Here is a 23862-nt window from a genome sequence, read left to right as displayed (position 1 = left end):
ACTCAAAAACCCCCGGGCCACGCCCGGGGGTTTTGCGTTGTTAAGCCCGGTTATAGGCCAGCGTCTGGCACAGGATCGCCGCGCGGCAGCCCTGAATTTCGATAGTGTCCGGGCCAACCTGGGTCACGGTGGCCTCGGCGCTGATGCCGCCGGCCTTGAGCGCGCCTTTCCACTGGTTGGGCGCGCTCTGGGTGGCCTGCATAACCTGCTTGCCGACAAAGGCCAGGTTCTGCTCGGTGGCCGACTGGCCTTCCAGATTGGTCAGCACGCCGCACAGATCGGTGCCGGTTTCCCCGCACAGGGTGAAGCTAAATGAGGTGCCGAAGGAATCGACAAAACTGCCATTGGGGTCGACAGCGGGTGTGGCCTCCTGGGCGAATGACGGCAGCGCCGCCGCGACCAAGAGGCTGATGGCAAATGTCGTTTTAGCAAAGTGCATATGGTGATCTCCGTTCGCAACAACCGCCGCCCCCGCGCAGCTATTTGTTGATTGACGGTATCCCAACGCAGCTTCACCCGACCGGGTTGCGCTCCTGCGACAAACTGTGATCAGCGCCGGAAGGTGGCCGCCATCTCGATATGGGTGGATTGGGTGAACTGATCCACCGCGATCAGATCGCTCATAATGTAGCCGCCGCCGATCAGAATCGCCGCATCGCGGGCAAAGGTTCTGGGGTCGCAGGCCACCATCACCACGGTGGCGATTTTCTTGGCCAAGGCCAATTCACGCACCTGCGCCTCGGCCCCGGCGCGGGGCGGATCGAGCACCACCGCCGCATAGGGCAGTTCGAACTGGGTCAGCGGATCGCGGAACAGATCGCGCGCCTTGGGCGTCACCTCGCGCAGATTGCGGGTAAAGCGCCAGGCCTTTTCCAGCGCGGCAATACCCGCCTTGTCATTGTCGAACGCCGCCACCGGCCGCTGCTCGGCCAGCCGCAGGGCGAACGGGCCGACGCCGCAAAACAGGTCGGCCACGGTTTTGGCCTTGCCCACGGCATTGACGACATAGTCGCCCAACACGTTTTCCGCCGCTTCGGTCGCCTGCAGAAAGCTGCTGATCGGCAATTCCACCTGGGCGCGGCCCATAGTGAGCACCGGCGGCTGGATCTGCAGCACCATTTCGCCATTCAGCGACAGCCGCGCCAACCGGAAACGGTCAACCAGCGGCGCTACGCGGTCAGCGCGGGCCTGCTTTTTCTCGGTGCGAATAGCCACGTCGAGCCCACTCGCCGTGGCGGTAAAGCTCACATCGGCCTCGCCCACCAGCTGCATGACCGCGCGGGCAATATCGGGAGCCTTGGCCAGACCCGGCACCAGAATCGGGCAAACATCGAGATTGTGCACCTGATGACTACGCAGCCGCATATAGCCGGCGCCCTCGCGCCGCGCATGCAACGTCGCCCGCCGCCGGCCGTCACCCGCCGCATCAATGAAGCGCGACACCTTGGTGTCGATGCCGGCAAAGCGCAGCGGCGTTTCCACCAGCCCGATCTTGAAGGCTTCGTAGCTGGCCCGATCCATATGCTGGAGCTGGCAGCCACCACAAATGCCGTAATGCGGGCAGAACGGCGCGACGCGATTTTCCGCCGGGGTGATCACCTCCACCAGCGTGCCGCGATCACCCGCGGCCGTGATCACCACCGTTTCGCCGGGCAAGGCCAGCGGCACGAAGACCTTGCGGCCCTCAATCTCGGCGACACCCTCGCCCTTATGGCCGAGGCTGGTGATGGTTGTGGTGATGGTCATGGATTTCCGGTGCTTGCTGAAGAGGTTCAGTACAAGGTCCCGGCCCCAAAGCCAACCGGGCGCGATTTACTGGCCTTTCTTCCCCTCGCCCCTTGTGGGAGAGGGACCGAAAATCCGCGTTCAGCGGATTTTCAGGGTGAGGGGTTCTCTCCGCATATACTGTGGGTGAAAAGGCCCCCTCATCCGCCCTTCGGGCACCTTCTCCCGCAAGGGGAGAAGGAAAGCGGCGTTACGGCCGACTCGCCCATTCCAGCAGGCTGGCCAGCCCGACAAACGGCACCCCGGCATGTTCGCTCAGGCCCGACGCGCAGGTGCTCACCGTCGACACGCCCAGCGTACAGCCCGCCGGGATATCGTTTTTGGCAAAGCGCGTGGCATGGGCATTCAGCTCGGGGAAAAACAGCCCCTTGTCGCCGGCATAACCGCAGCAGGTCACCGAACTCAGCACCGCAACCCGCTCGGCACAGGCCGCCGCAATCGCCTCGGTCATTGGCTGCTCGGCCAGCCGCTGCGCCGAGCAATTGTGGTGCACCGCCACCACATCCAGTTTCTTGGTGATGGTGAGTTTCGGCAGGATCTGGCTCAGCAAAAACTGGCTGGAATCGAGCACCGGCGCATCACCGGGAAATTCCCGCAAATGCTTGGCGCAGGTCGACGCATCGGTCACCACCGACAATCGCCCCGCCTCGCTCAGCGCCGACAGCTCGCGGTTCAGCGCGCCGCCGACTTCGGCCGCCTGCTCGGGAAAGCCCTTTGACTGGAACGGCTGGCCACAGCATTGCCCATTGAGCTTTTCGGGCATCACAACGTCAAACCCGGCCCGCGCCAACAGCGCCAGCATCGCCTCGGGCACAGCCAGCAGATCATGCTCGGTCTTGGGGGCGCCAAACATGCGGGTGGCGCAGCTGGGGAAATAGACGATGGAGGGCCGCCCGCTCTGGGTAATCGGCACCGGAAACCCCGTCTTGCGCGGGTCCTGCCGCGAATCGACCGGGGCTTTGGGCGCCCCCGGCCCATGGTTTAACGCCCGCGATACGCGCGGCACCCGATCGCCGGTCAGTCGCCGGGCCGTCTCGGTAATGGCTTCCACCGCCCCCGCCGGCACCAGCATTCGTGCTGCATCGGCAAAAGCCACGCCACCGCGCATCAGATGCTCAACACTGCCGCGATGATCGGCGACAAAGCCCGCCACCGCCTGCGCCGTGCCGCCGCGCCGCTGGGCGCGCTGGCCGATAATCATGGTGCCGGTTTCGATGCCCACCGGGCAGCGCAGCGAGCACAGATTGCACGCCGCGCAGGTATCGAGCCCGGCATATTGGAAATCATCATCCATGCGCTTGAGCCGCGCCGAGTCTTCGCCACTGGCGCGCAGCCGCTCGCGTTCGCGGGTCACGGCGATGCGCTGGCGCGGCGACAGCGTCATGTGCTGGCTGGGGCAGGCCGGCTCGCAAAAGCCGCACTCAATACACAGATCGACCAGCTCGTCGGCCAGCGGCATCAGCTTGAGATGCTTGACGTGGATCTTGTCGTCATCATTGAGCAGCACGCCGGGATTGAGCAGCCCTTCGGGATCGAAGGCCGCCTTGATGCGCCGCATGATGGCATAGGCCTTGGCGCCCCATTCGGCCTCGACAAACGGCGCAATAGCCCGCCCGGTGCCATGCTCGGCCTTGAGCGAGCCGCCATAGCGCACCGACACCAGGTCGGACAGCGCATGGGAAAAGGCGTCGAATTTTTCCGCCGAACCGGGCAGGGAAAAATCATCGCCCATCTGGAAATGCAGATTGCCGGCCAGCGCATGGCCGAAAATCACTGCATCCTCATAGCCATGGTCATCGAGCATGGCGCGCAGATCGACGACGAAATCGGCCAACCGCTCGATCGGCGCCGCTACGTCCTCGGTGAGCATGATGCTGCCCTTGGGCCGCGTCGCACCGGCCGAGGCAAAGAACCCCTTGCGGATGTCCCACAGCTCATGGCTGCGATGCTCGTCGGTGGAAAGATCAATCTGGGTGGCGCCATGCCGGGCCAGCAAGGCCACGGCCTTGTTGACCTCAGCCTCGAGCGTCGCCGCATCGGGCGCGGTCACGTCGATCAGCACCGCTGGCGAATTGTCGGTCAGAAACGGCAGCAGCGGCGCCATTGGGGCCAGATGCTCCACCGTGGCCAGCGCCCGGCGCTCGATATATTCGGCGGCGGTAATGCCCGTCGTCACCTGCACGCCGCCATTGGCCATTTCGATAATGGCGCGGCCGGCCGATTGCGGATCGGGAAACGGCACCAGCCCGGTGGCCTTGAACGGATGCTCGGGCACGGTGTTGTAGGTCACCTCGGAGACGAAGCCGAGCGTGCCTTCCGAGCCGACCATCAGATGGATCAGGATTTCGAGCGGGTCGTGATAATCGACCAGCGCATTGATCGAATAGCCGACCGTGTTCTTGATGCGGTATTTATGGCGGATCAGCGCCACCAATTCGGCATCGGCCATGATTTCGTGATGCAGGCGATGCAGCTCGTCGAGCATGTGGGCATGGCTGGCGCGAAACGCCGCGCAGCTTTCCGGATCGCCCGAATCCAGCATGGTGCCGTCGGTCAGCACGATGCGCAGCCGCGCCATGGTGTGATAGGTGTTCTGCGCCACGCCGCAGCACATGCCGCTGGAATTATTATTGACCACGCCGCCGATCTTGCAGGTGGCCTGGCTCGCCGGATCGGGCCCGATCTTCTTGTTGAACTTTTTCAACGCCGTATTGGCATGGGCGACAATGATCGCCGGCCCCAGCGTGATCTGCTCGGCGCCGGGGTGAATTTCCAGCTTGCGCCAGCCATCGCCCAGCACTGCCAAAACCCCATCGGTCACCGCCTGCCCCGACAGCGATGTACCTGCCGCGCGAAACGTCACCGGCAGGCCTTCGGCCCGCGCCGCGATGAACACGGCGCGCACCTCGTCCTCGGAATTGACGAAGACCACCACGGCGGGAATCAGCCGGTAGGAGCTGGCGTCGCCGCTCCAGGCATAGGTCATCAACGGGTCGGTATAGATCTGCCCCCGGACTTTACCGCGCAACAGCGCGGCCACACGCTCGCCGGCGGCGAGACGCTCCGGGGTTTGAACGACGGGCTGGATCGAGGCGAGAAGAGGAGCTTGCTGCATCTGCTTGCACTAACATGTTAGCAGCCGGCTGCGAAGACCCTTGTCAAAGAAGCGGGTCAGGGATTTGCTCGACACCAGACCAATGGCGCCACCGCGCCGGGGAGCAGGACAATGCCCGAAATCAACTGGCTGGCGGTGATTGCCGCCGCATTATCGATGTTCGTGATCGGCGGCGTCTGGTATTCGCCGCTGCTGTTCGACAAGGCCTGGCGCCGCGCCGCCAGCCTGAGCGAAGCCGATCTGGCGCGGGGCAATCCGGCGCTGATCTTCGGCACCGCCTTCGTGCTGTCGCTGCTGATGGCGGCCAATCTGGCCTTTTTCATCGCCGGGCCGACCACCACATTGAGCTTTGCCATCGGCGCTGCCGTCGCGGCGGGGCTCGGCTGGGCCACGCTCAGCGTCGGCATCCTCACTCTGTTCGAGCGCCGGCCACTCAGCTATTTCCTGATCAATGGCGGCTATCTCACCATCAGCTTTGCCGTGATGGGGCTGATTCTGGGCCTCTGGCGCTAACGCAAAAAGGGCGACCGTCGCCGGCCGCCCCCATAGCTTTCAGATATCGACGTCGTCGTCGCCCAGCGCCTCGATTTCGGTGGCCGCGCGCTTGAGAATCTCCGCCGCGTGGCGCTGCTGGTCTTCAGTGCCGCGCCGCGCCTTCTTGATCGCCGCCTTAAGGGCGCGCCGTGCATCATTGAGTTCGGGCACCACATCCTTGAGGTCGCGGTCGCCCGCGCCTTCGGGATTGGGGCCCCAGCCGGGGCCGAAGCCGCGATGGGGCGGCGGTTCGCCGGGGCCCGATTCGCGGTTGAACGGCCAGTCGGCCTTGGCGAATTCGCGGAAGCGGGCCATCTGCTCGCCGGCCTTGGCCAGGAAGGACAGCGTCGATTCGATGGCTTCGCGATTGTCAGCCAGATGCGCCCTGCCCTCGTCGGTGATGGTATAGAGCTTCTTGTTGCCATCGGCCTCGGAGGTGACATAGCCGGCCTCTTCGAGAAAGGTCAGCGCCGGATAGACGATGCCGGGACTGGGCGTATAAAAGCCCGCCGATTTTTCCTCGACCGCCTTGATCAGATCATAGCCATGACGCGGCTGCTGCTCGATCAGATACAGCGCCACCAGCCGCAGATCGCCCGAAGCCAGCATCCGCCCGATGCGCAAATTGCCACCCATATTGCCAAATCCCTCACTGCCCTCGACGCCGGCGGCAAACCGTCCCCAGCCGCGCCTGGCCATGGCTTCCATGCGGCGCCAATTGGGCTCGCCCTTGTTCCAATAACTTCCCATGATGGGTCTCCGATATATCTTGAGTTCCGTTACAAGGGAAGATCGGGGCCGCATGCGGCTATTTCAAGATATATCTTACGATTGTTTTCGCGCACTAGGCGCCCGCAACAAAACGCCCACGGACCGGGTCCGCAAGGCGTGATTATGTTGGGAGCTTGAGGGCGACCCCACCCACGGTGTCACCCCGGCCTTGAGCCGGGGCCCATCCTGAGATCTCAAGATGGATCCCGGCTCAAGGCCGGGATGACATCGAGATCATGGATAACATTGAGGAAAGTACCGCTTAAAGAACCGGCGCCGGGGCGTTGTCGCGGTCGAACTGGCCGGCCTTGCGATAGCGGTAGAGATAGCTCGGCAGAATGGTCTCCATCGCCGTCGGCACAATGCCAAACGCGGCAAAGCTGCGCTTGTCCTTGATCGCCGCGTCCGACACCACATTGTCGACGCCGAGCAATTCGACCTGATCGGCGGTCAGCAGCGGCTTGCCCGGCAGGATGGCGAAGGGCAGCGCCAGCAGCTTGGCAAAGCCGGCAGAGAGCGGCAGCAGCGGCCGGTTGCGCGCGGCTTCGCGCTGCACCAGCTCGATCAGCTCGCGGTGGGTCGCCACTTGCGGCCCGCCCAGCTCATAGATGCGCCCGGTTTTGACCCGGCCTTCGGCGGCCCGCAGGAAGGCTTCGGCCACATCGGTGACATAGGCCGGCTGGAAGCGGGTATTGCCGCCGATCAGCGGCAGCACCGGGAAGAAGCGGGCCAGCGCGCCCATCAGGTTGAAGAAGCCATCATCCTGACCGAACAGGATCGAGGGCCGCATGATGATGGCATTGGGGAAGGCGGCGAGCACGGCGGCTTCGCCGGCCAGCTTGCTGGCGGCATAGCGGCTGACCTCGGCGGCGACATCGACGCCCAGCGCCGACATATGCACCAGCGTCGAAGCGCCCGCATCGCGCGCGGCAGCGGCGACATTGGCTGCGCCATCGACATGCACGGCCTGAAAACTCTGCGCGCCCCGGCTATGGCCGACACCCACCAGATTGATGACGATATCGGCGCCGGCAACGGCGCGGCGCACCGAGGCAGCATTGCGCAGATTGGCCTGGATCGGCTGCACCTGGCCGACGCTGCCATACATTCTGGTGTGCCCGGCCAGGTCCGGCCGCCGCACCGCCACGCGAATGCGATGGCCATTCTGGGCCAGCAGCTGCACGAGCTGGGTCCCCACAAAGCCCGAACCACCGAAAATGGTGACGAGTCTGGGTTCAAAGCGATCCATTTGCGGGCTCCGGCAACAGGCGAAAATTCGTCCCCGCTTCTAGCCCATGGCCGCCGCCGCTGTCGAGGGCTGCGCCCAGATAGCGGCGCGAATCACCTTGACTCCACCGCACAATCGTTCTTGTTTTGTTCAATAACCTCCAACCGAGTCTGGCCCCATGCCCGAAACCACGACCTATCACGGCCAATGCCATTGTGGCGCCGTGCGCTATTCCGCCACCACCGACCTGGCCTCGCCGGGCGATTGCAACTGCTCGCGCTGCCGCCGGCTGGGCTGGGTGATGCAGTCGCTGCCGGCCAGCGCTTTCGTGCTTGAAAGCAGCGAAGACAATCTCGCCGCCTATCACTTCAACACCGACAAGATCGATCACCTGTTCTGCAAAACCTGCGGCATCGAATCATTCGCCCGTGGCAGCGACGGCAAGGGCAATGCGCTGGTCATGATCAATGTGAACTGTCTCGAGCCGGCCGTAACGGTGGATAGCAGCACGATAAAGCACTGGGATGGGGCGAACTGGTGATTGCGAACAGAAACCGTGTTGACATCGTCCGGCGCGCCCCCTAGTTAAGCCGCGCCTGCCCAGATGGCGGAATTGGTAGACGCGCACGGTTCAGGTCCGTGTACCGCAAGGTGTGGAAGTTCGAGTCTTCTTCTGGGCACCAATTATTAAACCCCGGCCCCGACGCAAGTCGCGGCCGGGGTTTTTGGTTTTAGGGCCACTCTAGAGTGGGCTTCCCTCGGCCCCACCCACCGGACCCCACCCTCCCCCTTGCGGGGAGGGAGAGCGAGATAGGAGTTAGCTTGCTAACTCCGTGATCGAGCCGGGAGGGGGTGCGAGAGCCCCGATATCGCGGCCAACCCACCCCCACCCTTGATCCCTCCCCGCAAGGGGGAGGGCGTCGACTGAAAATTCAGCAGCCCAAAATTTCATGAGGCAAGTCTCGCCGCATGCACGCCGCGCGCCCCCCGCCCGCTCGTCTTCCCAATGCCGTTTTGCTGTGTCATCAGAGATCAAACGCAATTTTAGAGAAATTTCATGGCCATCCGACTGCACCGCGGCGATCTGCCGGACCTTTCCCGTTATGGCCGCGAAGTGGCGATCGATACCGAAACCATGGGCCTCGACCCGCATCGCGACCGGCTTTGCGTCATCCAGCTGTCGCCCGGCGATGGCAGCGCCGATGTGGTGCAGATCCCGCAAAACGCCACCGAGGCGCCCAATCTGGTCAAACTCCTCGGCGACGCCAATGTCACCAAGATCTTCCATTACGCGCGCTTCGACGTCGCCGTGCTCAAGCAGCGTTTCGGCGTGGTCACCGGCCCGATCTATTGCACCAAGATCGCATCCAAGCTGGTGCGCACCTATACCGACCGGCATGGGCTGAAGGATCTGGTGCGCGAGCTGCTCAATGTCGATCTGAGCAAGCAGCAGCAGAGTTCGGATTGGGGCCAGGACAAGCTGAGCGATGCCCAGCTCGATTACGCCGCCGCCGACGTGCTCTATCTGCATGACCTCAAGCGCCATCTCGACCGCATGCTGAAGCGCGAAGGCCGCACCGAGCTGGCGCAGTCCTGCTTTGACTTCCTCAAGACGCGCTGCGAACTCGATCTGCTCGGCTGGGCCGAAACCGATATTTTTGCCCATAGCTTAGCCCGCTGAGGAGAGACCATGAGTCTGCATGGCGATGCCGCACAAAGGCTGACGATTTACCGGGGGCTGCAAAGCCGCAACCGGATCGTCGCTATTTTGCGCATCGGCGTGCCGGTGCTGGGCGTCATCGCGCTCGCCACCCTGATGCTGCAGATCTATGTGTCGAGCCTGGGCAGCCGTTTCGGCGTCGGCCAGATCAGCGTCACCTCCGAACGCGTCACCGTCGAGGCGCCCGAATATGCCGGCGTGCTGAGCAATGGCACCGCCTATCGGGTCTCGGCCAGCGCTGCGCAGGCCGCCACCAGCGCCACCGACCGCATCGGGCTGATTGATGCGGCGCTGACCATGCTGCGGCCCGATGGCGTCAGCATGCAGGTCGATGCGCCGCTGGCCGTGCTCGATACCACCAACCAGTTGGTCACCGTCGAGGGCGAGGCCCAGGTCAGCAATTCGCTGGGCACCACCGGCGTCGTCGCCAATTCGGTGTTCGACTATGCCAGCCAGGCGCTGGTCGGCAAGGGTCCGGTGACGGTGGATTATGCCGATGGCACCCATATTGTCGCCGAAGGCATCACTTATGATGCTGTCGGGCTGGTCTGGACATTCAGCCGCGCCACGGTCACCCTCCCCAACACGCCGGGAGCCCGGCCAACCAAGATGGAATCACCATGATCAAGCGTCTGCTGCTGGCCTTCGCCTTGACCCTGCTGGCGCAGCCCGCCTGGGCCCAGCAGAAGGTGGAAATCACCGCCGATCTGTTCACCGTCGACGAGAACACCCAGGAAGCGGTGTTCACCGGCAATGTCGTGGTGGTGCATCCCACGGTCAAAGTCTGGGCCGACAAGGTGGTGGCCATGTATGGCGAGGGCGGCACCAGCGATATCGAAAGCTTTGTCGCCACCGGCACGGTGCGGCTGGTCACCAAGGATCAGGACGCCACCGGCGAGCAGGCAGTGTTCACCCCGGGCGACCAGATGCTGCGCCTCACCGGCAATGTGCTGGTCACCAATTCGGGCGGCACCGTCCAGGCCGGCGAGCTGCTGGTGAACCTCAATACCAATGTCTCCACCTTCACCAACAAGGACGGCGGGCGCGTCACCGGAGTGTTCACCTCGCAATGAGCGACGCAAGCAACACACCGCGCATCGACCAGACCGGCTGGCTGGTGGCCCATGGGCTGGCCAAGAGCTTTGGCAAGCGCGTGGTGGTGCGCGACGTCTCCATCGCCGTGCGGCGCGGCGAAGCGGTCGGGCTGCTCGGCCCCAATGGCGCGGGCAAGACCACGGTTTTCACCATGATCATGGGGCTGGTCAAACCCAATGCAGGCAGCATCAGCCTTGATGGCAGGCCGATCACCCATTTGCCGCTGTTCCAGCGCGGCCAGCTCGGCATCGGCTATCTGCCGCAGGAGCCGTCGATTTTTCGCGGTCTGTCGGTGCGCGGCAATATTCTGGCGGTGCTGGAAAACCACGTGAAGGGCCGCGCCGAACGCAAGCGGCGGCTCGATGCGCTGCTCGAGGAATTTTCCATCCAGCATCTGGCCAATGCCAATGCGCTGGCTTTGTCGGGCGGCGAGCGCCGCCGCGTCGAGATCGCCCGGGCGCTGGCCGCCGACCCGATTTTCATGCTGCTCGACGAGCCCTTTGCCGGCGTCGACCCCATCGCCGTGGCCGAGGTCAAGGGACTGGTGCGCCAGCTCACCCAACGCGGCATTGGCGTCTTGATCACCGACCATGCGGTGCGCGAAACCCTGGGCCTGGTCGACCGTGCCTATGTCATCCATGGCGGCAAGGTGATGATCCAGGGGCGCCCCGAAACCATCAGCGCCGACCCCGATGCCCGCCGCGTCTATCTCGGCGAGGGCTTTGAACTCTAGGAGCGGGCGACCCGTGAAGCGTCGGCCCCTTCGCCCCCTCGCCCCTCAGGGGAGAGGGAAGGGGTGAGGGGTGAGGGGTGAAGGCCTCACAGCATAATCGCGATGCTGAACCCCTCATCCGGCCCTGCGGGCCACCTTCTCCCCTCAGGGGAGAAGGGAAGTACGCTCACCTCAGCGCCCGGCAAACCCTGGAATGCGCAAGCCCCCAACCACTTGGCACAAAACTTGCTCTGACCAAAAATATGCGGCATGGTCCGGCCGAATTACTGCTGATTTTGCCCCAAGGGTCTTGTTTGAATGGCACTTTCGCCGCGTCTCGAATTCCGTCAGACCCAGAGCCTGACCCTGACGCCGCAGCTGATGCAGTCGATTCGGCTGCTGCAGCTGAGCCATCTCGAACTCAATGCCTTCGTCGATGCCGAGCTGCTGGCCAACCCCCTGCTGGAGCGCGAAGACGGCGCCGAGCCCGGCGAGCCCGAGCCGGTCGAAGCCGAGCGCTCCACCGAAATCAACGCCTATGAAGACACGGTCGATCGCGGCGAACGCATTCAGGACGCCGATTCGATCGCCGATGGCTACGACACCGCCGTGGACAACGTGTTTCCCGACCAGAGCGCGCAGGATCAGCTCAATCCGCAGAGCCGGCTCGACCGCAATGGCGCCAACGCGTCCGGCGATGCTCCCGATCTCGACCAGTTCGTCGCCTCGCGGCCGCTGCTCAGCGAGCATCTGGAAAACCAGGCCAACATGCTGCTGCGGACGCCGGCCGACCGGCTGATCGCCCGCCATCTGATCGATGGGCTCAACGAGGCCGGCTATCTCACCAGTGATCTCGATGCGCTGGCCGAATTGCTGGGGGCCGAGCGCGCCGATATCGAGGCGGTGCTCGAAGCGCTGCAGGGCTGCGATCCGGTCGGGGTGTTTGCCCGCACGGTGCCGGAATGCCTCGCCATCCAATTGCGCGAGCGCGACCGGCTCGATCCGATGATGGCCAAGCTGCTCGAGCATATCGGCCTGCTGGCCAGCCATGATCTGGTCGGGCTGATGCGGGAAGTCGGCTGCGATCGCGAAGATTTGATGGACATGCTGGCCGAAATTCGCCAACTCGACCCCAAGCCGGGCCTGGCCTTCGATAGCGGCCCGGTCGAAGCGGTGGTGCCCGACGTGTTCGTGCGGCGCGGCCCCGATGGCGGCTGGCAGATCGAGCTGAATGCCGAAACCCTGCCCCGCGTGCTGGTCAACCGGGTCTACTATGCCACGGTCACCAAAAAGACCCGCGATCCTGCGGAGAAATCCTTCCTGTCCGACTGTCTCGCCACCGCCAACTGGCTCACCAAGAGCCTGGATCAGCGGGCGCAGACCATCCTCAAGGTGGCTGCCGAAATCACGCGCCAGCAGGATGGCTTTCTCACCCATGGCATCGCCCATCTCCGGCCGATGACGCTGAAAATGGTGGCCGAAACCATCGCCATGCACGAATCGACGGTCAGCCGCGTCACCGCCAATAAATATCTGGCGACGCCGCGCGGTCTGTTCGAGATGAAATACTTTTTCACCACCGCCATCGCCTCCAGCGACGGCGGCAGCGAGCATTCGGCCGAAGCGGTGCGCCACCGCATTCGCCAGCTCATCGAGGCCGAAGTGATCAGCGCGGTGCTGTCCGACGACACCATCGCCGCCATGCTGAAACAGGAGCAGGGCATCGAATTGGCCCGCCGCACCGTGGCCAAGTATCGGGAGGGAATGAATATTCCCTCATCGGTGATGCGCCGGCGGCAGAAGAAAAATCTGGAGCAGATCGGCTAGCGGGGCAAATCACCCGCCCCCGAAAATCCGCAGGCGAAGGCTAAGGCCATTATGTGGCGAAGTCCAAAGGATAAACGCTGCAGCAGGGGGAGTTGCGCATTGTTCGGCACGGCGGGCGGGGCTAGCATCGGGGTCGCAGACTACCCACATCATGAGGCTAGGCTGCAGACGTGATCCCGAAAACCGGGTCCCGGCTTTCGAGATCCTCGTCGAACCAAAACGACAGAAGGAAGAGGATGCCATGACTTTGCGCGTTTCGGGAAAGAACATGGATGTCGGCGATGCCCTGCGCGGCAAGGCGCAGGACCATTTTGCGGTCGTGGTCGGCAAATATTTTGACGGCGGCTATAACGGACATCTCACCCTCAGCCCCGATGGCATCGGCTTTCGAGCCGATTGCGTCGTTCACCTCGATACCGGGGCAAGCCTGCAGGCCAGCGCTCAGGGGGGCGACCCCACCAGCGCCTATGAGATCATGGCGATCAACATTGAAAAGCGCCTGCGCCGCTACAATCGCAAGCTGCGCCAGCGGCCGCGTGGCGCCAATGGCGCCGGTGAGGACTTCACCGCCAATTACACCGTGCTTGGGGCCAGCGACGAGTTCGATGAACTCGATGCCGACTATGCGCCCCCGGTGATTGCCGAGACCACGCAGAACCTGCGCCAGATGAGCGTTGAGGAGGCCGTGATGGAGCTGGATCTGACCGCTGGACAGGTCGTGATGTTCCGCCATGCTGGACATGGCGGGCTGAATGTGGTCTACCGCCGCTCCGATGGCAATATTGGCTGGATAGACCCAGCCCTCGGGGCCAATTGACGCCCGGACGCCACAATTTAGCGTAATCAATCCCAGGGCAGATTTATGGAATTGGCCGATATTTTGGTTGAGCGCGCGGTACTTTGCTGTACCGGCGTGAAAACGAAACGCCAGTTATTTGAAGAGCTTGCGGAACGGGCAGCAGAGCTTACCGGGCATCCTGCGGCCGAGATTCTGGAGGCGATCACCAGCCGAGAAGAACTGGGATCGACCGGGCTGGGCAATGGCATTGCCATCCCGCACGGCAAGATTGCTGGCCTAAAGACAGTGACCGCGCTGGTGGCGCGGCTGGATCACCCCATCGAATTCGATGCGGTGGACGACCAGCCCGTCGATATCGTGGTCATGCTGCTGGCGCCCACGGGCGCCGGTGCCGATCACCTCAAGGCGCTGTCGCGCGTGGCGCGACTGCTGCGCACGGAATCGGTGGTGGACGAATTGCGCCAGGCCAATGACCCGGCCCATCTGCGCGCCGTGTTCACCGCGTCAGACGAAACCCACTACGCCGCCTGATTTTTTTGGCCGCGAGAAACACCAAGACCCCCGCGCTTTCGCCCGGGGGTCTTTTTTGTTTGCTCTATGTCCCCACACCCACCGCGTCATCCCGGCCTTGAGCCGGGACCCATCCTGAGATGGCGGTCGCGACACGATCCGGGGATGGGCCCCGGCTTTCGCCGGGGTGACATCGTGGGTGGGGGAGCGAAACTGCGCGGGGCGAAGCCCCTAATGCAGCGTCGCCAGGCCCAAATTCTTGTCGCCGAGCCAGTCGGCCACGGAATCCTCGGTATCGGTCACCAGCAGCGGCGTGCCATCGGCGGACATCACCAGCTGGTAATCCAGGCCGGGCTCAAACTCGGCATCGTGGATCATGGTCGAAAGGACAGCACCGCGCACCGGCCGTACGTAAGCGACAGCATCGCCACCCAGCGCAGCGAACTGCGCGCGGGTCAGCAGCTTCAGCGGGTGTACCAGCGCAGCGGCCTCGGCCTCGTCATTGCGTTTCTCATACATCTGGTCGGCCCTTTCCTCAAAGTGAGCGAATGTCGATACGTCGGGCGATCTTGGGCGTCCGGGGACGCTCTACTGCAACAACGAGCATACCATGCCCAAGAGTTGCATCCTTCACGATCATGCCATCGGCCAGAAGGAAGCTCCGCTGGAATTGTCGCGCCGCGATACCGCGATGCAGGAACTCCCGTCCCGGTTCATCCTTCTGTCGGCCGCGCACCACGATCTGGCCGTCTTCGGCCAGCACTTCGAGCTCGCTGACGCCAAAGCCGGCTACGGCAATGGACACCAGAAAATGCTCGGTGCCTTCGGCATCGATCCGGCGCTCGATATTATAGGGCGGGTAGCCGTCGGCAGACTTGGTCAGCCGGTCGACACGCTCCTCGAAGCCATCGAAGCCGAGGAGAAAGGGAGCGGAAAACACCGAAATACGCGACATCCACGCCGTCCTTGAGTATCAAGCAACGTATCAGCGCGGACCCATTCAGAACTTGGCATCGCGCGCCTGACGGAGATATGGGACAAGCCAGCGTCCCATTCAAGAGCGCCGGAGGAACAGCCTATGGATCGCACCGTCGCCATCATCACCCCGGCCTGGAAGGCGCAGGACACACTGGTCGCCACGGTGCAAAGCGTGTTGGCGCAAACCCATGCGCATTGGGAATGGTGGCTGATCGCCGATGACGGCGCCGATTATGAAGCCTTCCTGGCCGATCAGGGCATTCGCGACAAGCGCTTTCGCTTCCTCAGCAGCGGCGGCAGCGGGCGCGGCGCGTCCAACACCCGCAATGTGGCGCTGGAGCAGCTCACCGCCCCCTATGCCGCCATTCTCGACGCCGATGACCGGTTGAAGCCCCGCAAGCTCGAACTGGCCGTCGCGGCCCTCGCCGACCACAGCATCGTCACCACCGCGCTCGACGTGATGACCGACAGCTTTGCCCATCTGCGCCATGTCGGAGCCGGCCCCGATCGCGTGCTGACGCCGGGCGCGCATAAATGGGTGAGCCTCTCGATGGATTCGATGCTGGTCTGGGATCGCCGCCGTGCCGATGGCCGCTACGACCCGACCATGAGCAATATGACCGACCTCGAATTCCTGCTGCAGCTCTATCGCACCGCGCCGACCTCGCTGCATCTGGGCACGCCGCTGCATGATTACGTCAAGCGCTCCAGCTCGATGAGCAATGGCGCCAATGTCGCCGCCGGCATGATCGCCTCCAAAACCGAAATCCTGCGCCGGCTGCAAAGTGGCCATTACGGCCTGCCCGCCGCCGAGGCCGACGGCGTCGCCGCCTTCCTGACCATTTCGCTCGACGCCGAGGCCCGCTATGGCGCCGCGCTGGCGGCCAAACCCGGCCTGCTGTTCGAGGATCACCTCGAGCCGATGCTGGCAGTGGCCGCGACCCGCCCCGCCGCGCTCAGCTGAGCAGGATGGCGATGATATCCTCGTGGATGACGCGCCATTCCTCAGCGCCGAACGGATAAAAGCCAAAACCGCGCAGCATGAAGGCCCCTTCGGTCGCCAGCAGCGCCAGCCTCGCCTTGCGCCCCACCTCGGCTGACAGATCGAGCCGGTCGAACAGTGATTGATAATAGGCCCGGCTTTCCTGCTGGAAATTGGGCGAGCGCACGAAGCTGGCCATCAGGGCGACGGCGCGCGCCTGGGCCGCCTCGTCTTCCTGGCTGCTGGCCATGACATGGGCGGCGAAATGCGCCTTGGGACCGTCGGCAGCGATGGCAAGAAACTGCTCGACCAGCGCGTCATAGGTCGCGGTAACCCGGCGCATCATTTCGTCGATCAGCGTATCCTTGGTGGTAAAGGCATAGAGCACGCCGCCCTTGCTGACCCCGGCCTCCCTGGCCACGGCGTCCATGGTCAGGCCGTTGGCGCCATCGCGCAGCACCACGCGCTCGGCCGCATCCAGCAATGCCCCACGATCAATTGTTTGACGCCGACCCATGATTTTCTCTTTTCAATCCGTCTGGACGGATATATGTAGCAGCCCGCGCTATCACAATGCAATTCGCGCGCTGCGCAAAGAGGTTTTCGATGCCGACCGCAACCAATCGCTGGTTGATTCTAACCGCCGTCATGCTGGCTTTCATCCCCATCGTGGTCGATATGACCATTCTGCATATCGCGGTGCCCTCGCTCACTTTGGCCCTCGGCGCCACCGGAACCGAGATCTTGTGGATCATCGATATCTACCCGCTGGTGATGGCTGGCCTGCTGGTGCCGATGGGCACTTTGGCCGACCGGGTCGGGCACCGTCGTATGCTGCTGACCGGCCTCGTGGTCTTCATCATCGCCTCGACCGCCGCCGCCTTTGCCCCCACCGCGATGGCGCTGATTGCCGCCCGCGCCCTGCTGGCCGTCGGCGCGGCGATGGTGATGCCGAACATTCTGGCCATCATTCGCCAGACCTTCGTGGATAGCCGCGAACGCGGCATGGCGCTGGGGCTATGGGGCACGGTCGGCGCCGCCGGTGCCGCTATGGGCCCGCTGGCCGGTGGTGCGCTGCTGGAGCAATTCTGGTGGGGCGCGGTGTTCCTGGTCAATGTGCCGATCATGCTGGTGGTGTGGCCGCTGGCCTTTGCCACCCTGCCCAAAAACCGGCCGGCGCGCGCTGGCAACTGGACCATCGGGCAAGCGCTGGTGCTGATCGCCGGGCTGTTGACCACGGTCTATGCGATCAAAACCGGCTTCCGCGCCGATAATTCGCCGCTCATGACGGGGGCGCTGCTGGTCATCGGGCTGGGGCTGCTGGGCTGGTTCGCCCGCCGGCAGCTGGTGTCGGCGTCGCCGATGCTCGATCTGAGCCTGTTCACCCGCCCGGCCATTGCCATGGGCATGGTGATTGCGCTGGTGGTCTCCGGTTCGCTCGCGGGGTAGAGCTGACCATTGCCCAGGAGCTGCAATTCGTGGTCGGCCATTCCCCGCTGCAGGCCGGGCTGTTCATGATGCCGCTGGTCATCGCTTCGGCGGTGGGCGGCCCGCTGGCAGGCTATCTCACCAGCCTTGTTGGACTGCGTCTGGTGGCGACGGCATCGCTGGCGGTCGCCGCTGCGGCGCTGGCCGGGCTGGGCATTGCCGACTTCCACGCGCCCGGTGCCGGCGTCATGCTCTGCATGGTGCTGCTCGGCCTGTCGCTCAGTATCGGGCTCACCGCCTCCTCCATCGCCATCATGGGCAGTGCCCCGCTCGACAAGGCCGGTGCCGCCGGGTCGCTGGAAAGTACCGGCTTCGAGCTGGGCGCGGGCCTGGGCATCACCTTTTTCGGCGTCCTGCTGGCTGCCAGCTATGGTGCCGGCATGGTCATGCCACCGGCGCTGGCGGCCTTGGTGCCGGCTGGGGCCGGCGATTCCATCGGCGAGACCATGCTGGCGGCCGAGCGATTGGGCGGCGCTGAAGGCGAAGCCCTGGCCACCGCCGCGCGCCTGGCCTTTTCCGGGGCACACGGCACGGTCTTGCTGAGTGCAGCGGCGCTGATTGCCGTGCTGGCGGTGGTAGTGCTGGTGGCGTTGCGCCACTACCGCGAACCGGAGGCTGAACTGGCCTCGCAGCCTTGAGGTCCGGACTTGCCTTGCCGCCAGTTTCCCCCTATAGAGCCCACTTCTCCGGACCGCCCGGCCAACAGGCATGCCGTGGCGGTCTTTGAAAGCGATAGGCCCTAAACCAGCCCATCTAGAACAAGGACCCGCAAAATGCCCAAGATGAAGACGAAATCTGGCGCCAAAAAGCGTTTCAGTTTCACAGCGACCGGTCGTGTCAAGGCAGGCGTCGCCGGCAAGCGCCACCGCCTGATCAACCACAACGCCAAGTACATTCGCACGAACCGCGGCACCAAGATCCTCGCCAAGGGCGATGAGGGTCTGGTGAAGTGGTACATGCCGTACAACCGCTAACGCTGAAGGGAAGCTGACACATGTCACGCGTTAAAAGAGGCGTTACCGCTCACGCCCGCCACAAAAAAGTATTGAAGGCTGCGGAGGGCTATTATGGCCGCCGCAAGTCAACGATCCGCATCGCCAAGCAGGCCGTCGAAAAGGCCGGCCAGTACGCGTATCGCGACCGTCGCAACAAGAAGCGCAATTTCCGCGCGCTCTGGATCCAGCGTATCAACGCTGCCGTCCGCGATTACGGCCTGACCTATGGTCGATTTATCGACGGCCTCAGCAAGGCTGAGGTTGCCGTTGACCGCAAGGTGCTGAGCGATCTCGCGATCACCCAGCCTGAAGCGTTCGGCGTGCTGGTCGCTAAGGCCAAGGCTGCGCTTGTGTATCTGGATGGTGTCGAAGCCACCACCCACGCACGCATCAACGCCTAACACTCCCCAGCGCTGCTGAGGCTGAATATGCGCCTTGCGCCACCCGATAAGGGCTGGCGCGGGGCGTTTTGTTTTGGTCTAACCGCCCGTAATCTGTCCGAACGAGTTCTGCCATGTCCCTCGATAGCCAAATCGCCACCCTCCGCACCGATCTGTCGGCCGCCATTGCAGCTGCCGGGGACGATGCCGCGCTGGACGCGGTGCGCGTCGCCGCCCTGGGCAAGAAGGGCAGCGTTTCAGCGCTGCTGGCCTCGCTCGGCTCCATGGCCGCCGAAGACCGCAAAAGCGCCGGCCCGGCGATCAACGGCCTCAAGGTCGAAATCGCCGGTCTGATCGAGACCAAGAGCGCCACCCTCAAGGCCGCCGCGCTCGACGCCCGCCTCAAGGCCGAAACCGTCGATGTCACCCTGCCCTTGCAGGCAGCCCCGACAGCGCGCGGCCGCGTCCACCCGATCAGCCAGACCATCGACGAAATCACCGCGATCTTCTCCGACATGGGCTTTTCCATCGCCGAAGGTCCCGATATCGAGACCGACTATTTCAACTTCACCGCGCTGAATTTCCCCGAAGGCCATCCGGCCCGCGAGATGCACGACACCTTCTTCATGAAGCCCGGCCCCGACGGCGTGAAAAAGGTGCTGCGCACCCACACCTCGCCGGTGCAGATGCGGGTGATGCAGAAGAGCAATGAAAAGCCCGCCGCCAGCTACATCACCCCCGCCATGGATCCGCCGATCCGCGTGGTGATGCCCGGCCGCACCTATCGCAATGACTCAGACCAGACCCACACCCCGATGTTCCATCAGGTCGAAGGCCTGGTCATCGACAAGTCGAGCCATATCGGCCAGCTGCGCTGGGTGTTGGAGGAATTCCTAAAAGCCTATTTCGAGGTGCCCAACGTCACCCTGCGCTTCCGCCCCAGCTTCTTTCCCTTCACCGAGCCGTCGATGGAAGTCGACGTGCAATGCGACCGCTCGGGCAATGAGGTCAAGATCGGCGAAGGCAGCGACTGGCTGGAAATTCTCGGCTGCGGCATGGTCCACCCCAATGTGATCCGCCACGCCGGGCTCGACCCCGACGTCTATCAGGGCTTTGCCTGGGGCATCGGCATCGACCGCATCGCCATGCTGAAATACGGCATGCCCGACCTTCGTGCGTTTTTCGACGCCGACCAGCGCTGGATCGACCATTACGGCTTCCGCCCCCTCGACCTGCCGACCCTGTTCGGCGGGCTGAGCAGCTAAGATGCTCTGCTTCCAAGAACCGGCACCTCAGTCGACGCCCTCCCCCTTGCGGGGAGGGATCAAGGGCGGGGGTAGATTGGCCCCAATATCGGGGCTCTCACACCCCCTCCCAACCTCCCCCGTCGAGGGGGAGGTGTCGCTCCGTGGTTGGGACGCGCTCCGTGGCTATGGCGAGGCGCAGCTATGACTCTGCCATCCCACTATGCCAACGCCATCCAGTTCAGCTTCGGCGACTCGCCGCACCTGGCCGATGAGCTGCTCGCCCTGGTGCTCGCCGGCAAAAAAACCGCGACCTGCGGCGCCTTGCGCGACTATGGCCCCGGCAAGGAGGCCATGCCGGCCGTCGGTCGCCGCGACGTGGTGCTGAACGGCGCGGGCGAACCCGCCTGCGTCATCGAAACGCTATCGCTCGACATCACCCGCTTCGACGCCGTAACCGAGGCTTTTGCCCTCGCCGAGGGCGAAGGCCCCTATGCCGCCTGGCGGTCCGGCCACGAAGCCTATTTCGCCCGCAATGGCGGCTTTGCCCCCGAGATGGAGCTGGTCTGCGAGACCTTCCGGCTGGTGGAAGTGCTCCCCGCCGGTCGCCCAATATACAACCAGGTCGCCACCCCGATTTTCATCGTCACCGATATCGAATCGGATGGCCCGACGCCGCTGCATAATTCCATGCTGAGCTTTGCCTCGGTCGCCATCGCCGCCGATGGCACGCCCTATGGCGAGTTCGAAGCCCAGCTGCTGGCCCGCCCCGACCGCACCACCAATGAGACCACCATGGCCTGGTGGGCAACCCAGCCCGAAGCCTGGGCCGCCACCACCGCCAATGCCGAAGCCCCGGCCGTGGTGATGCCGCGCTTTGCCGACTGGGTGGAAGCCCTGCCCGGGCCAAAGGTGTTCGTCGCCGCGCCGATGATTTTCGACGGGCTGTGGATGGATCATTATCTCGATGAATTTGCCGGCACCCGCGTGCTGAGCGGCCCGTTCAAGCAGCGGCAGATTTTCCGCGGTGGTGGGGTTTGCCTCTACACCATGGCCGGCACGCTGCGCGGCGCGCCCTATCTCGATTGGGGCATGAGCAAGCTGCCCGCCGAGTTCTACGGCCACATTGCCCACACCCACAAAGCCATCGACGATGCGCGGGGCTTTGCCCATGTGCTGGTCGAATTGTTCAAAATCTCCCGTGCCCTGCCTGCCATCAACGGCAGCAAGTCCGACTTCCGCTAAGGTGCCAAAACCATGAAATTCACCCTCGACTGGCTCAAGCAGCACCTCGACACCGACGCGTCGGCTGATGAAATCGGCAAGACGCTGACCCTGATCGGGCTCGAACTCGAAGGCATGGAAGATCAGGGCAAGGCGCTGAGCGCCTTCGTCACCGCCCATATCGTCTCGGCCGAACAGCATCCCAATGCTGACAAGCTCCGCGTCTGTAAGGTCGATGCCGGCAGCGGCGAATTGATCGACGTGGTCTGCGGCGCCCCCAATGCCCGCACCGGCCTCAAGTCGGTCTTCGCCTTCCCCGGCACCTATATTCCGGGCAAGGACATGACCATCGGCAAGGGCAATATCCGTGGCCAGGTGTCCAACGGCATGCTGTGCTCCAATGCCGAGCTGGAACTCAGCAACGACCATGACGGCATTATCGAGCTGCCGGCAGACGCCCCAATTGGCGTCTCCTATCCCGACTATGCCGGCATCAATGGCGTGATCTTCGATATCTCCATCACCCCCAATCGCGGCGACGCCACCGGCGTCTATGGCATTGCGCGGGACCTCGCCGCCTTTGGCCTCGGCACGCTCAAAGCCACCGACATGTCGCCGGTGCCGTCGCAGGGCCCGAGCCCCATCGCGCCGCTGCCGCATCAGTTCGCCGCGGACGAGCCCAAGGCGATCCGCAAATTCGGTGGCCGCCTGATCACCGGCGTCAAGAATGGCCCCTCGCCCGAATGGCTGCAGCAGCGCCTGCGCGCCGTCGGCCTGCGTCCCGTCAATGCCGTGGTCGATATCACCAATCTGGTGTCGCTCGGCTGGGGCCGCCCGCTGCACGCCTATGACGCGGACAAAATGGTCGGCCAGCCGGTGCTGCGCAATGCCCGCCCCGGCGAAACGCTCGACGCGCTCGACAACAAGATTTACCCGCTCGATGAGAGCATGACCGTCATCGCCGATGATGACGGTCCGCTCTGCCTCGGCGGCGTCATGGGCGGCATCCGCTCCAGTTCCACTGACGCCACGGTCAACGTGTTCATGGAATGCGCCAGCTGGGACCCCGAACTGATCGCCCGCACCGGCCGCAAGACCGGCATCGTCTCCGATGCCCGCTATCGCCTCGAACGCAATGTCGATCCGGCCCTGACCGAGCCGGGCCTCGAACTGGCCACACGCCTCGTGCTCGAACTCTGCGGCGGCACCCCGCTGGAGCCGGCGATTTCGGGCGAGGACGTCTATCCCAACACCGTGGTCGAATTCCCCCTGTCCGAGGTCAAGCGCCTCACCGGGCTGACCGTGGAGCCGATGGTGGTCAGCGCCATCCTCAGCCGCCTCGGCTTCGAGATCACCGGCAAGGGCGATGTGCTCACCGTCAAGGTGCCGAGCTGGCGTCCCGACGTGACGCAGAAGGCCGATCTGGTCGAAGAAGTCATGCGCATGGTCGGCGTCGATAACGTCCCGGTCGAGCCGTTGCCGCGTCTCAGCCACGTCGCGCCGCGCATGCTCACCTCGATCCAGAATCGCCGCCGTCTCGCCCGCCGGGCACTGGCGTCGCGCGGGCTGGATGAGGCCGTCACCTGGTCCTTCATTTCCCACAGTGAAGCCACCCGCTTCGGTGGCGGGCAGGAAAGCCTGCAGCTGGCCAACGCCATCGCGTCCGACATGACCGACATGCGCCCCTCGCTGCTGCCCGGCCTGCTGGCCGCCTCACGCCGCAACGCCAATCGCGGCCTTGACGATCAGGCCCTGTTCGAAGTCGGTCAGGTGTTCCTCTCGGCCGCGCCGGAAGGCCAGCACACCTATGCCACCGCCATCCGCACCGGCACGGCCAAGCTCGACGGCTCGGGCCGGCACTGGTCGGGCAAGGCCGGACCGGTCGGCGTGTTCGACGCCAAGGCCGACCTCGCCGCCGCGCTCGACGCGCTCGGCTACGACATCGACAAGATGCAGGTCTTGGCCGAACCCGCCCCCTGGAGCCATCCCGGTCGCGGCGGCCGCGTCGCCCAGGGCCCCAAAACCATCGCCTGGTTCGGCGAACTGCACCCGGCCTGGGCGGCCGAACTCGACATTGACGGTCCCGTCGCGGCCTTCGAACTCGATCTCGACGCCCTGCCCGAGCCGCGCAAGAAGGCGACCCGCACCAAGCCGGCTTTGGACCTCTCGAGCCTGATGCCCCTGACCCGCGACTTCGCCTTCGTGGTGGATAAAGCCGTCACCGCCGGCGCGATCCTCAAGGCCGCCCGCGGCGCCGACAAGGGTCTGATCAAGGACGTCGTGGTGTTCGACGTGTTCGAAGGCGCTCACGTTGGCGAAGGCAAAAAGTCCATCGCCATCGAAGTGACCCTGCAGCCCACCGACAAGACGTTGACCGACGAAGACATCGAAAAAGTCTCCACCGCCATCATCACCGCCGTCACCAAAACCAGCGGCGGCGTGCTGCGGACCTGAGAGGCACGCCTCTCCCCCAAC

Annotated in this window: 25 protein-coding genes and 1 tRNA gene; 18 read left to right on the top strand and 8 right to left on the bottom strand. The window is 64.2% G+C overall.

The genetic code is table 11. The features are described from left to right. Positions 1 to 40: 40 nt before the first annotated feature. The 3 genes from ACX3OZ_RS08390 to ACX3OZ_RS08380 all read right to left on the bottom strand — a co-directional run bounded on the left by ACX3OZ_RS08390 (position 41) and on the right by ACX3OZ_RS08380 (position 4900). The gene (locus ACX3OZ_RS08390) at positions 41 to 439 is read right to left on the bottom strand and encodes a hypothetical protein (protein ID WP_459094263.1); all 399 of its coding nucleotides are present in this window, start codon (positions 437 to 439) and stop codon (positions 41 to 43) included. Positions 440 to 549: 110 nt separating this feature from the next. After that, positions 550 to 1746 carry a class I SAM-dependent RNA methyltransferase gene (locus tag ACX3OZ_RS08385; RefSeq protein ID WP_459094262.1) on the bottom strand — a complete coding sequence of 399 codons (1197 nt, stop codon included), beginning with the start codon at positions 1744 to 1746 and terminating at the stop codon, positions 550 to 552. Positions 1747 to 1975: 229 nt separating this feature from the next. Beyond that, the gene (locus tag ACX3OZ_RS08380; protein ID WP_459104265.1) at positions 1976 to 4900 is read right to left on the bottom strand and encodes an FAD-binding and (Fe-S)-binding domain-containing protein; all 2925 of its coding nucleotides are present in this window, start codon (positions 4898 to 4900) and stop codon (positions 1976 to 1978) included. 111 nt (positions 4901 to 5011) lie between these two features. Here ACX3OZ_RS08380 and ACX3OZ_RS08375 point away from each other — a divergent pair, with 111 nt between their 5' ends. Next, entirely contained in the window at positions 5012 to 5413 is a 402-nt protein-coding gene (locus tag ACX3OZ_RS08375; RefSeq protein ID WP_459104264.1) for a DUF1761 domain-containing protein, read from the top strand. 39 nt (positions 5414 to 5452) lie between these two features. On the opposite strand, the gene ACX3OZ_RS08370 is transcribed toward ACX3OZ_RS08375, so the two are convergent. After that, positions 5453 to 6184, bottom strand: coding sequence for a PadR family transcriptional regulator (locus tag ACX3OZ_RS08370; protein WP_459094259.1), 732 nt, complete (start codon positions 6182 to 6184; stop codon positions 5453 to 5455). Positions 6185 to 6467: 283 nt separating this feature from the next. After that, positions 6468 to 7454 carry a complex I NDUFA9 subunit family protein gene (locus tag ACX3OZ_RS08365; RefSeq protein ID WP_459104263.1) on the bottom strand — a complete coding sequence of 329 codons (987 nt, stop codon included), beginning with the start codon at positions 7452 to 7454 and terminating at the stop codon, positions 6468 to 6470. A 157-nt stretch (positions 7455 to 7611) separates the two neighbouring features. On the opposite strand from ACX3OZ_RS08365, the gene ACX3OZ_RS08360 reads away from it, so the two are divergent. From ACX3OZ_RS08360 to ACX3OZ_RS08320, 9 genes are all read left to right on the top strand, one after another. Continuing rightward, positions 7612 to 7974: a GFA family protein gene (locus ACX3OZ_RS08360; protein WP_459104262.1), complete on the top strand. Its 363-nt coding sequence runs from the start codon at positions 7612 to 7614 to the stop codon at positions 7972 to 7974. Positions 7975 to 8031: 57 nt separating this feature from the next. Beyond that, positions 8032 to 8116 (top strand) — tRNA-Leu (locus ACX3OZ_RS08355). A 374-nt stretch (positions 8117 to 8490) separates the two neighbouring features. Beyond that, a complete protein-coding gene (locus tag ACX3OZ_RS08350) occupies positions 8491 to 9114 on the top strand; it encodes a ribonuclease D (RefSeq protein WP_459104261.1) in 624 nt (207 codons plus the stop codon). Between the two features lie 9 nt (positions 9115 to 9123). Next, positions 9124 to 9777 (top strand): hypothetical protein, encoded by a 654-nt coding sequence (locus ACX3OZ_RS08345; RefSeq protein WP_459094250.1) that lies wholly within the window; start codon positions 9124 to 9126, stop codon positions 9775 to 9777. Next, positions 9774 to 10226 carry an LptA/OstA family protein gene (locus ACX3OZ_RS08340; protein ID WP_459094249.1) on the top strand — a complete coding sequence of 151 codons (453 nt, stop codon included), beginning with the start codon at positions 9774 to 9776 and terminating at the stop codon, positions 10224 to 10226. Before ACX3OZ_RS08345 ends, ACX3OZ_RS08340 begins: the two co-directional genes overlap by 4 nt. Continuing rightward, positions 10223 to 10981, top strand: coding sequence for an LPS export ABC transporter ATP-binding protein (gene lptB, locus ACX3OZ_RS08335; RefSeq protein WP_459094248.1), 759 nt, complete (start codon positions 10223 to 10225; stop codon positions 10979 to 10981). The genes ACX3OZ_RS08340 and lptB overlap by 4 nt, the downstream gene beginning before the upstream one ends. Positions 10982 to 11278: 297 nt before the next feature. After that, a complete protein-coding gene (gene rpoN / locus ACX3OZ_RS08330; RefSeq protein ID WP_459094247.1) occupies positions 11279 to 12787 on the top strand; it encodes an RNA polymerase factor sigma-54 in 1509 nt (502 codons plus the stop codon). 241 nt (positions 12788 to 13028) lie between these two features. Beyond that, positions 13029 to 13604 (top strand): ribosome hibernation promotion factor, encoded by a 576-nt coding sequence (locus tag ACX3OZ_RS08325; protein ID WP_459094246.1) that lies wholly within the window; start codon positions 13029 to 13031, stop codon positions 13602 to 13604. Between the two features lie 45 nt (positions 13605 to 13649). After that, positions 13650 to 14117, top strand: coding sequence for a PTS sugar transporter subunit IIA (locus ACX3OZ_RS08320; RefSeq protein WP_459094245.1), 468 nt, complete (start codon positions 13650 to 13652; stop codon positions 14115 to 14117). A gap of 210 nt (positions 14118 to 14327) precedes the next feature. Here ACX3OZ_RS08320 and ACX3OZ_RS08315 read toward each other — a convergent pair whose 3' ends face one another. Both ACX3OZ_RS08315 and ACX3OZ_RS08310 read right to left on the bottom strand, forming a co-directional pair. Then, a complete protein-coding gene (locus ACX3OZ_RS08315; RefSeq protein WP_459094244.1) occupies positions 14328 to 14615 on the bottom strand; it encodes a DUF1150 family protein in 288 nt (95 codons plus the stop codon). 16 nt (positions 14616 to 14631) lie between these two features. Further along, the gene (locus ACX3OZ_RS08310) at positions 14632 to 15051 is read right to left on the bottom strand and encodes an Hsp20 family protein (RefSeq protein ID WP_459094243.1); all 420 of its coding nucleotides are present in this window, start codon (positions 15049 to 15051) and stop codon (positions 14632 to 14634) included. Positions 15052 to 15174: 123 nt separating this feature from the next. Here ACX3OZ_RS08310 and ACX3OZ_RS08305 point away from each other — a divergent pair, with 123 nt between their 5' ends. After that, entirely contained in the window at positions 15175 to 16038 is an 864-nt protein-coding gene (locus tag ACX3OZ_RS08305; protein ID WP_459094242.1) for a glycosyltransferase family 2 protein, read from the top strand. Here the strand turns inward: ACX3OZ_RS08305 and ACX3OZ_RS08300 are convergent. Next, positions 16031 to 16573, bottom strand: coding sequence for a TetR/AcrR family transcriptional regulator (locus tag ACX3OZ_RS08300; RefSeq protein ID WP_459094241.1), 543 nt, complete (start codon positions 16571 to 16573; stop codon positions 16031 to 16033). The genes ACX3OZ_RS08305 and ACX3OZ_RS08300 overlap by 8 nt on opposite strands. Positions 16574 to 16662: 89 nt before the next feature. Between ACX3OZ_RS08300 and ACX3OZ_RS08295 the strand changes: the two genes are divergently transcribed. From ACX3OZ_RS08295 to pheT, 7 genes are all read left to right on the top strand, one after another. Then, positions 16663 to 17505, top strand: coding sequence for an MFS transporter (locus tag ACX3OZ_RS08295; protein WP_459104260.1), 843 nt, complete (start codon positions 16663 to 16665; stop codon positions 17503 to 17505). Positions 17506 to 17534: 29 nt separating this feature from the next. Beyond that, on the top strand, positions 17535 to 18182 hold the full coding sequence (locus ACX3OZ_RS08290; protein WP_459104259.1) for an MFS transporter: 648 nt from the start codon (positions 17535 to 17537) through the stop codon (positions 18180 to 18182). Between the two features lie 135 nt (positions 18183 to 18317). Continuing rightward, positions 18318 to 18518 (top strand): 50S ribosomal protein L35, encoded by a 201-nt coding sequence (rpmI, locus tag ACX3OZ_RS08285; RefSeq protein WP_056230654.1) that lies wholly within the window; start codon positions 18318 to 18320, stop codon positions 18516 to 18518. Between the two features lie 20 nt (positions 18519 to 18538). Continuing rightward, positions 18539 to 18940, top strand: coding sequence for a 50S ribosomal protein L20 (gene rplT, locus ACX3OZ_RS08280; RefSeq protein WP_459094239.1), 402 nt, complete (start codon positions 18539 to 18541; stop codon positions 18938 to 18940). Positions 18941 to 19053: 113 nt separating this feature from the next. After that, on the top strand, positions 19054 to 20184 hold the full coding sequence (gene pheS / locus ACX3OZ_RS08275) for a phenylalanine--tRNA ligase subunit alpha (RefSeq protein WP_459094238.1): 1131 nt from the start codon (positions 19054 to 19056) through the stop codon (positions 20182 to 20184). Between the two features lie 183 nt (positions 20185 to 20367). Continuing rightward, entirely contained in the window at positions 20368 to 21408 is a 1041-nt protein-coding gene (locus ACX3OZ_RS08270) for an ASCH domain-containing protein (protein WP_459104258.1), read from the top strand. A 12-nt stretch (positions 21409 to 21420) separates the two neighbouring features. After that, positions 21421 to 23841 (top strand): phenylalanine--tRNA ligase subunit beta, encoded by a 2421-nt coding sequence (gene pheT, locus ACX3OZ_RS08265; RefSeq protein ID WP_459104257.1) that lies wholly within the window; start codon positions 21421 to 21423, stop codon positions 23839 to 23841. The last annotated feature ends 21 nt before the right edge of the window (positions 23842 to 23862 follow it).

The organism is Devosia sp. A369, assembly GCF_054489345.1.
The sequence above is the reverse complement of the archived record's forward strand: the minus strand, read 5'-3'. Positions and strand labels throughout refer to the sequence as shown.

Coding starts and splice junctions, on each gene's coding strand:
- ACX3OZ_RS08300 (WP_459094241.1), bottom strand. CDS start 16,573: ATGGGTCGGCGTCAAACAATTGATCGTGGGGCATTGCTGGATGCGGCC.
- ACX3OZ_RS08310 (WP_459094243.1), bottom strand. CDS start 15,051: ATGTCGCGTATTTCGGTGTTTTCCGCTCCCTTTCTCCTCGGCTTCGAT.
- ACX3OZ_RS08385 (WP_459094262.1), bottom strand. CDS start 1,746: ATGACCATCACCACAACCATCACCAGCCTCGGCCATAAGGGCGAGGGT.
- ACX3OZ_RS08360 (WP_459104262.1), top strand. CDS start 7,612: ATGCCCGAAACCACGACCTATCACGGCCAATGCCATTGTGGCGCCGTG.
- ACX3OZ_RS08270 (WP_459104258.1), top strand. CDS start 20,368: ATGACTCTGCCATCCCACTATGCCAACGCCATCCAGTTCAGCTTCGGC.
- ACX3OZ_RS08325 (WP_459094246.1), top strand. CDS start 13,029: ATGACTTTGCGCGTTTCGGGAAAGAACATGGATGTCGGCGATGCCCTG.
- ACX3OZ_RS08295 (WP_459104260.1), top strand. CDS start 16,663: ATGCCGACCGCAACCAATCGCTGGTTGATTCTAACCGCCGTCATGCTG.
- pheS (WP_459094238.1), top strand. CDS start 19,054: ATGTCCCTCGATAGCCAAATCGCCACCCTCCGCACCGATCTGTCGGCC.
- ACX3OZ_RS08315 (WP_459094244.1), bottom strand. CDS start 14,615: ATGTATGAGAAACGCAATGACGAGGCCGAGGCCGCTGCGCTGGTACAC.
- ACX3OZ_RS08340 (WP_459094249.1), top strand. CDS start 9,774: ATGATCAAGCGTCTGCTGCTGGCCTTCGCCTTGACCCTGCTGGCGCAG.
- lptB (WP_459094248.1), top strand. CDS start 10,223: ATGAGCGACGCAAGCAACACACCGCGCATCGACCAGACCGGCTGGCTG.
- ACX3OZ_RS08305 (WP_459094242.1), top strand. CDS start 15,175: ATGGATCGCACCGTCGCCATCATCACCCCGGCCTGGAAGGCGCAGGAC.
- ACX3OZ_RS08350 (WP_459104261.1), top strand. CDS start 8,491: ATGGCCATCCGACTGCACCGCGGCGATCTGCCGGACCTTTCCCGTTAT.
- ACX3OZ_RS08370 (WP_459094259.1), bottom strand. CDS start 6,184: ATGGGAAGTTATTGGAACAAGGGCGAGCCCAATTGGCGCCGCATGGAA.
- ACX3OZ_RS08345 (WP_459094250.1), top strand. CDS start 9,124: ATGAGTCTGCATGGCGATGCCGCACAAAGGCTGACGATTTACCGGGGG.
- ACX3OZ_RS08320 (WP_459094245.1), top strand. CDS start 13,650: ATGGAATTGGCCGATATTTTGGTTGAGCGCGCGGTACTTTGCTGTACC.
- ACX3OZ_RS08375 (WP_459104264.1), top strand. CDS start 5,012: ATGCCCGAAATCAACTGGCTGGCGGTGATTGCCGCCGCATTATCGATG.
- rplT (WP_459094239.1), top strand. CDS start 18,539: ATGTCACGCGTTAAAAGAGGCGTTACCGCTCACGCCCGCCACAAAAAA.
- ACX3OZ_RS08380 (WP_459104265.1), bottom strand. CDS start 4,900: ATGCAGCAAGCTCCTCTTCTCGCCTCGATCCAGCCCGTCGTTCAAACC.
- ACX3OZ_RS08390 (WP_459094263.1), bottom strand. CDS start 439: ATGCACTTTGCTAAAACGACATTTGCCATCAGCCTCTTGGTCGCGGCG.
- rpoN (WP_459094247.1), top strand. CDS start 11,279: ATGGCACTTTCGCCGCGTCTCGAATTCCGTCAGACCCAGAGCCTGACC.
- pheT (WP_459104257.1), top strand. CDS start 21,421: ATGAAATTCACCCTCGACTGGCTCAAGCAGCACCTCGACACCGACGCG.
- rpmI (WP_056230654.1), top strand. CDS start 18,318: ATGCCCAAGATGAAGACGAAATCTGGCGCCAAAAAGCGTTTCAGTTTC.
- ACX3OZ_RS08365 (WP_459104263.1), bottom strand. CDS start 7,454: ATGGATCGCTTTGAACCCAGACTCGTCACCATTTTCGGTGGTTCGGGC.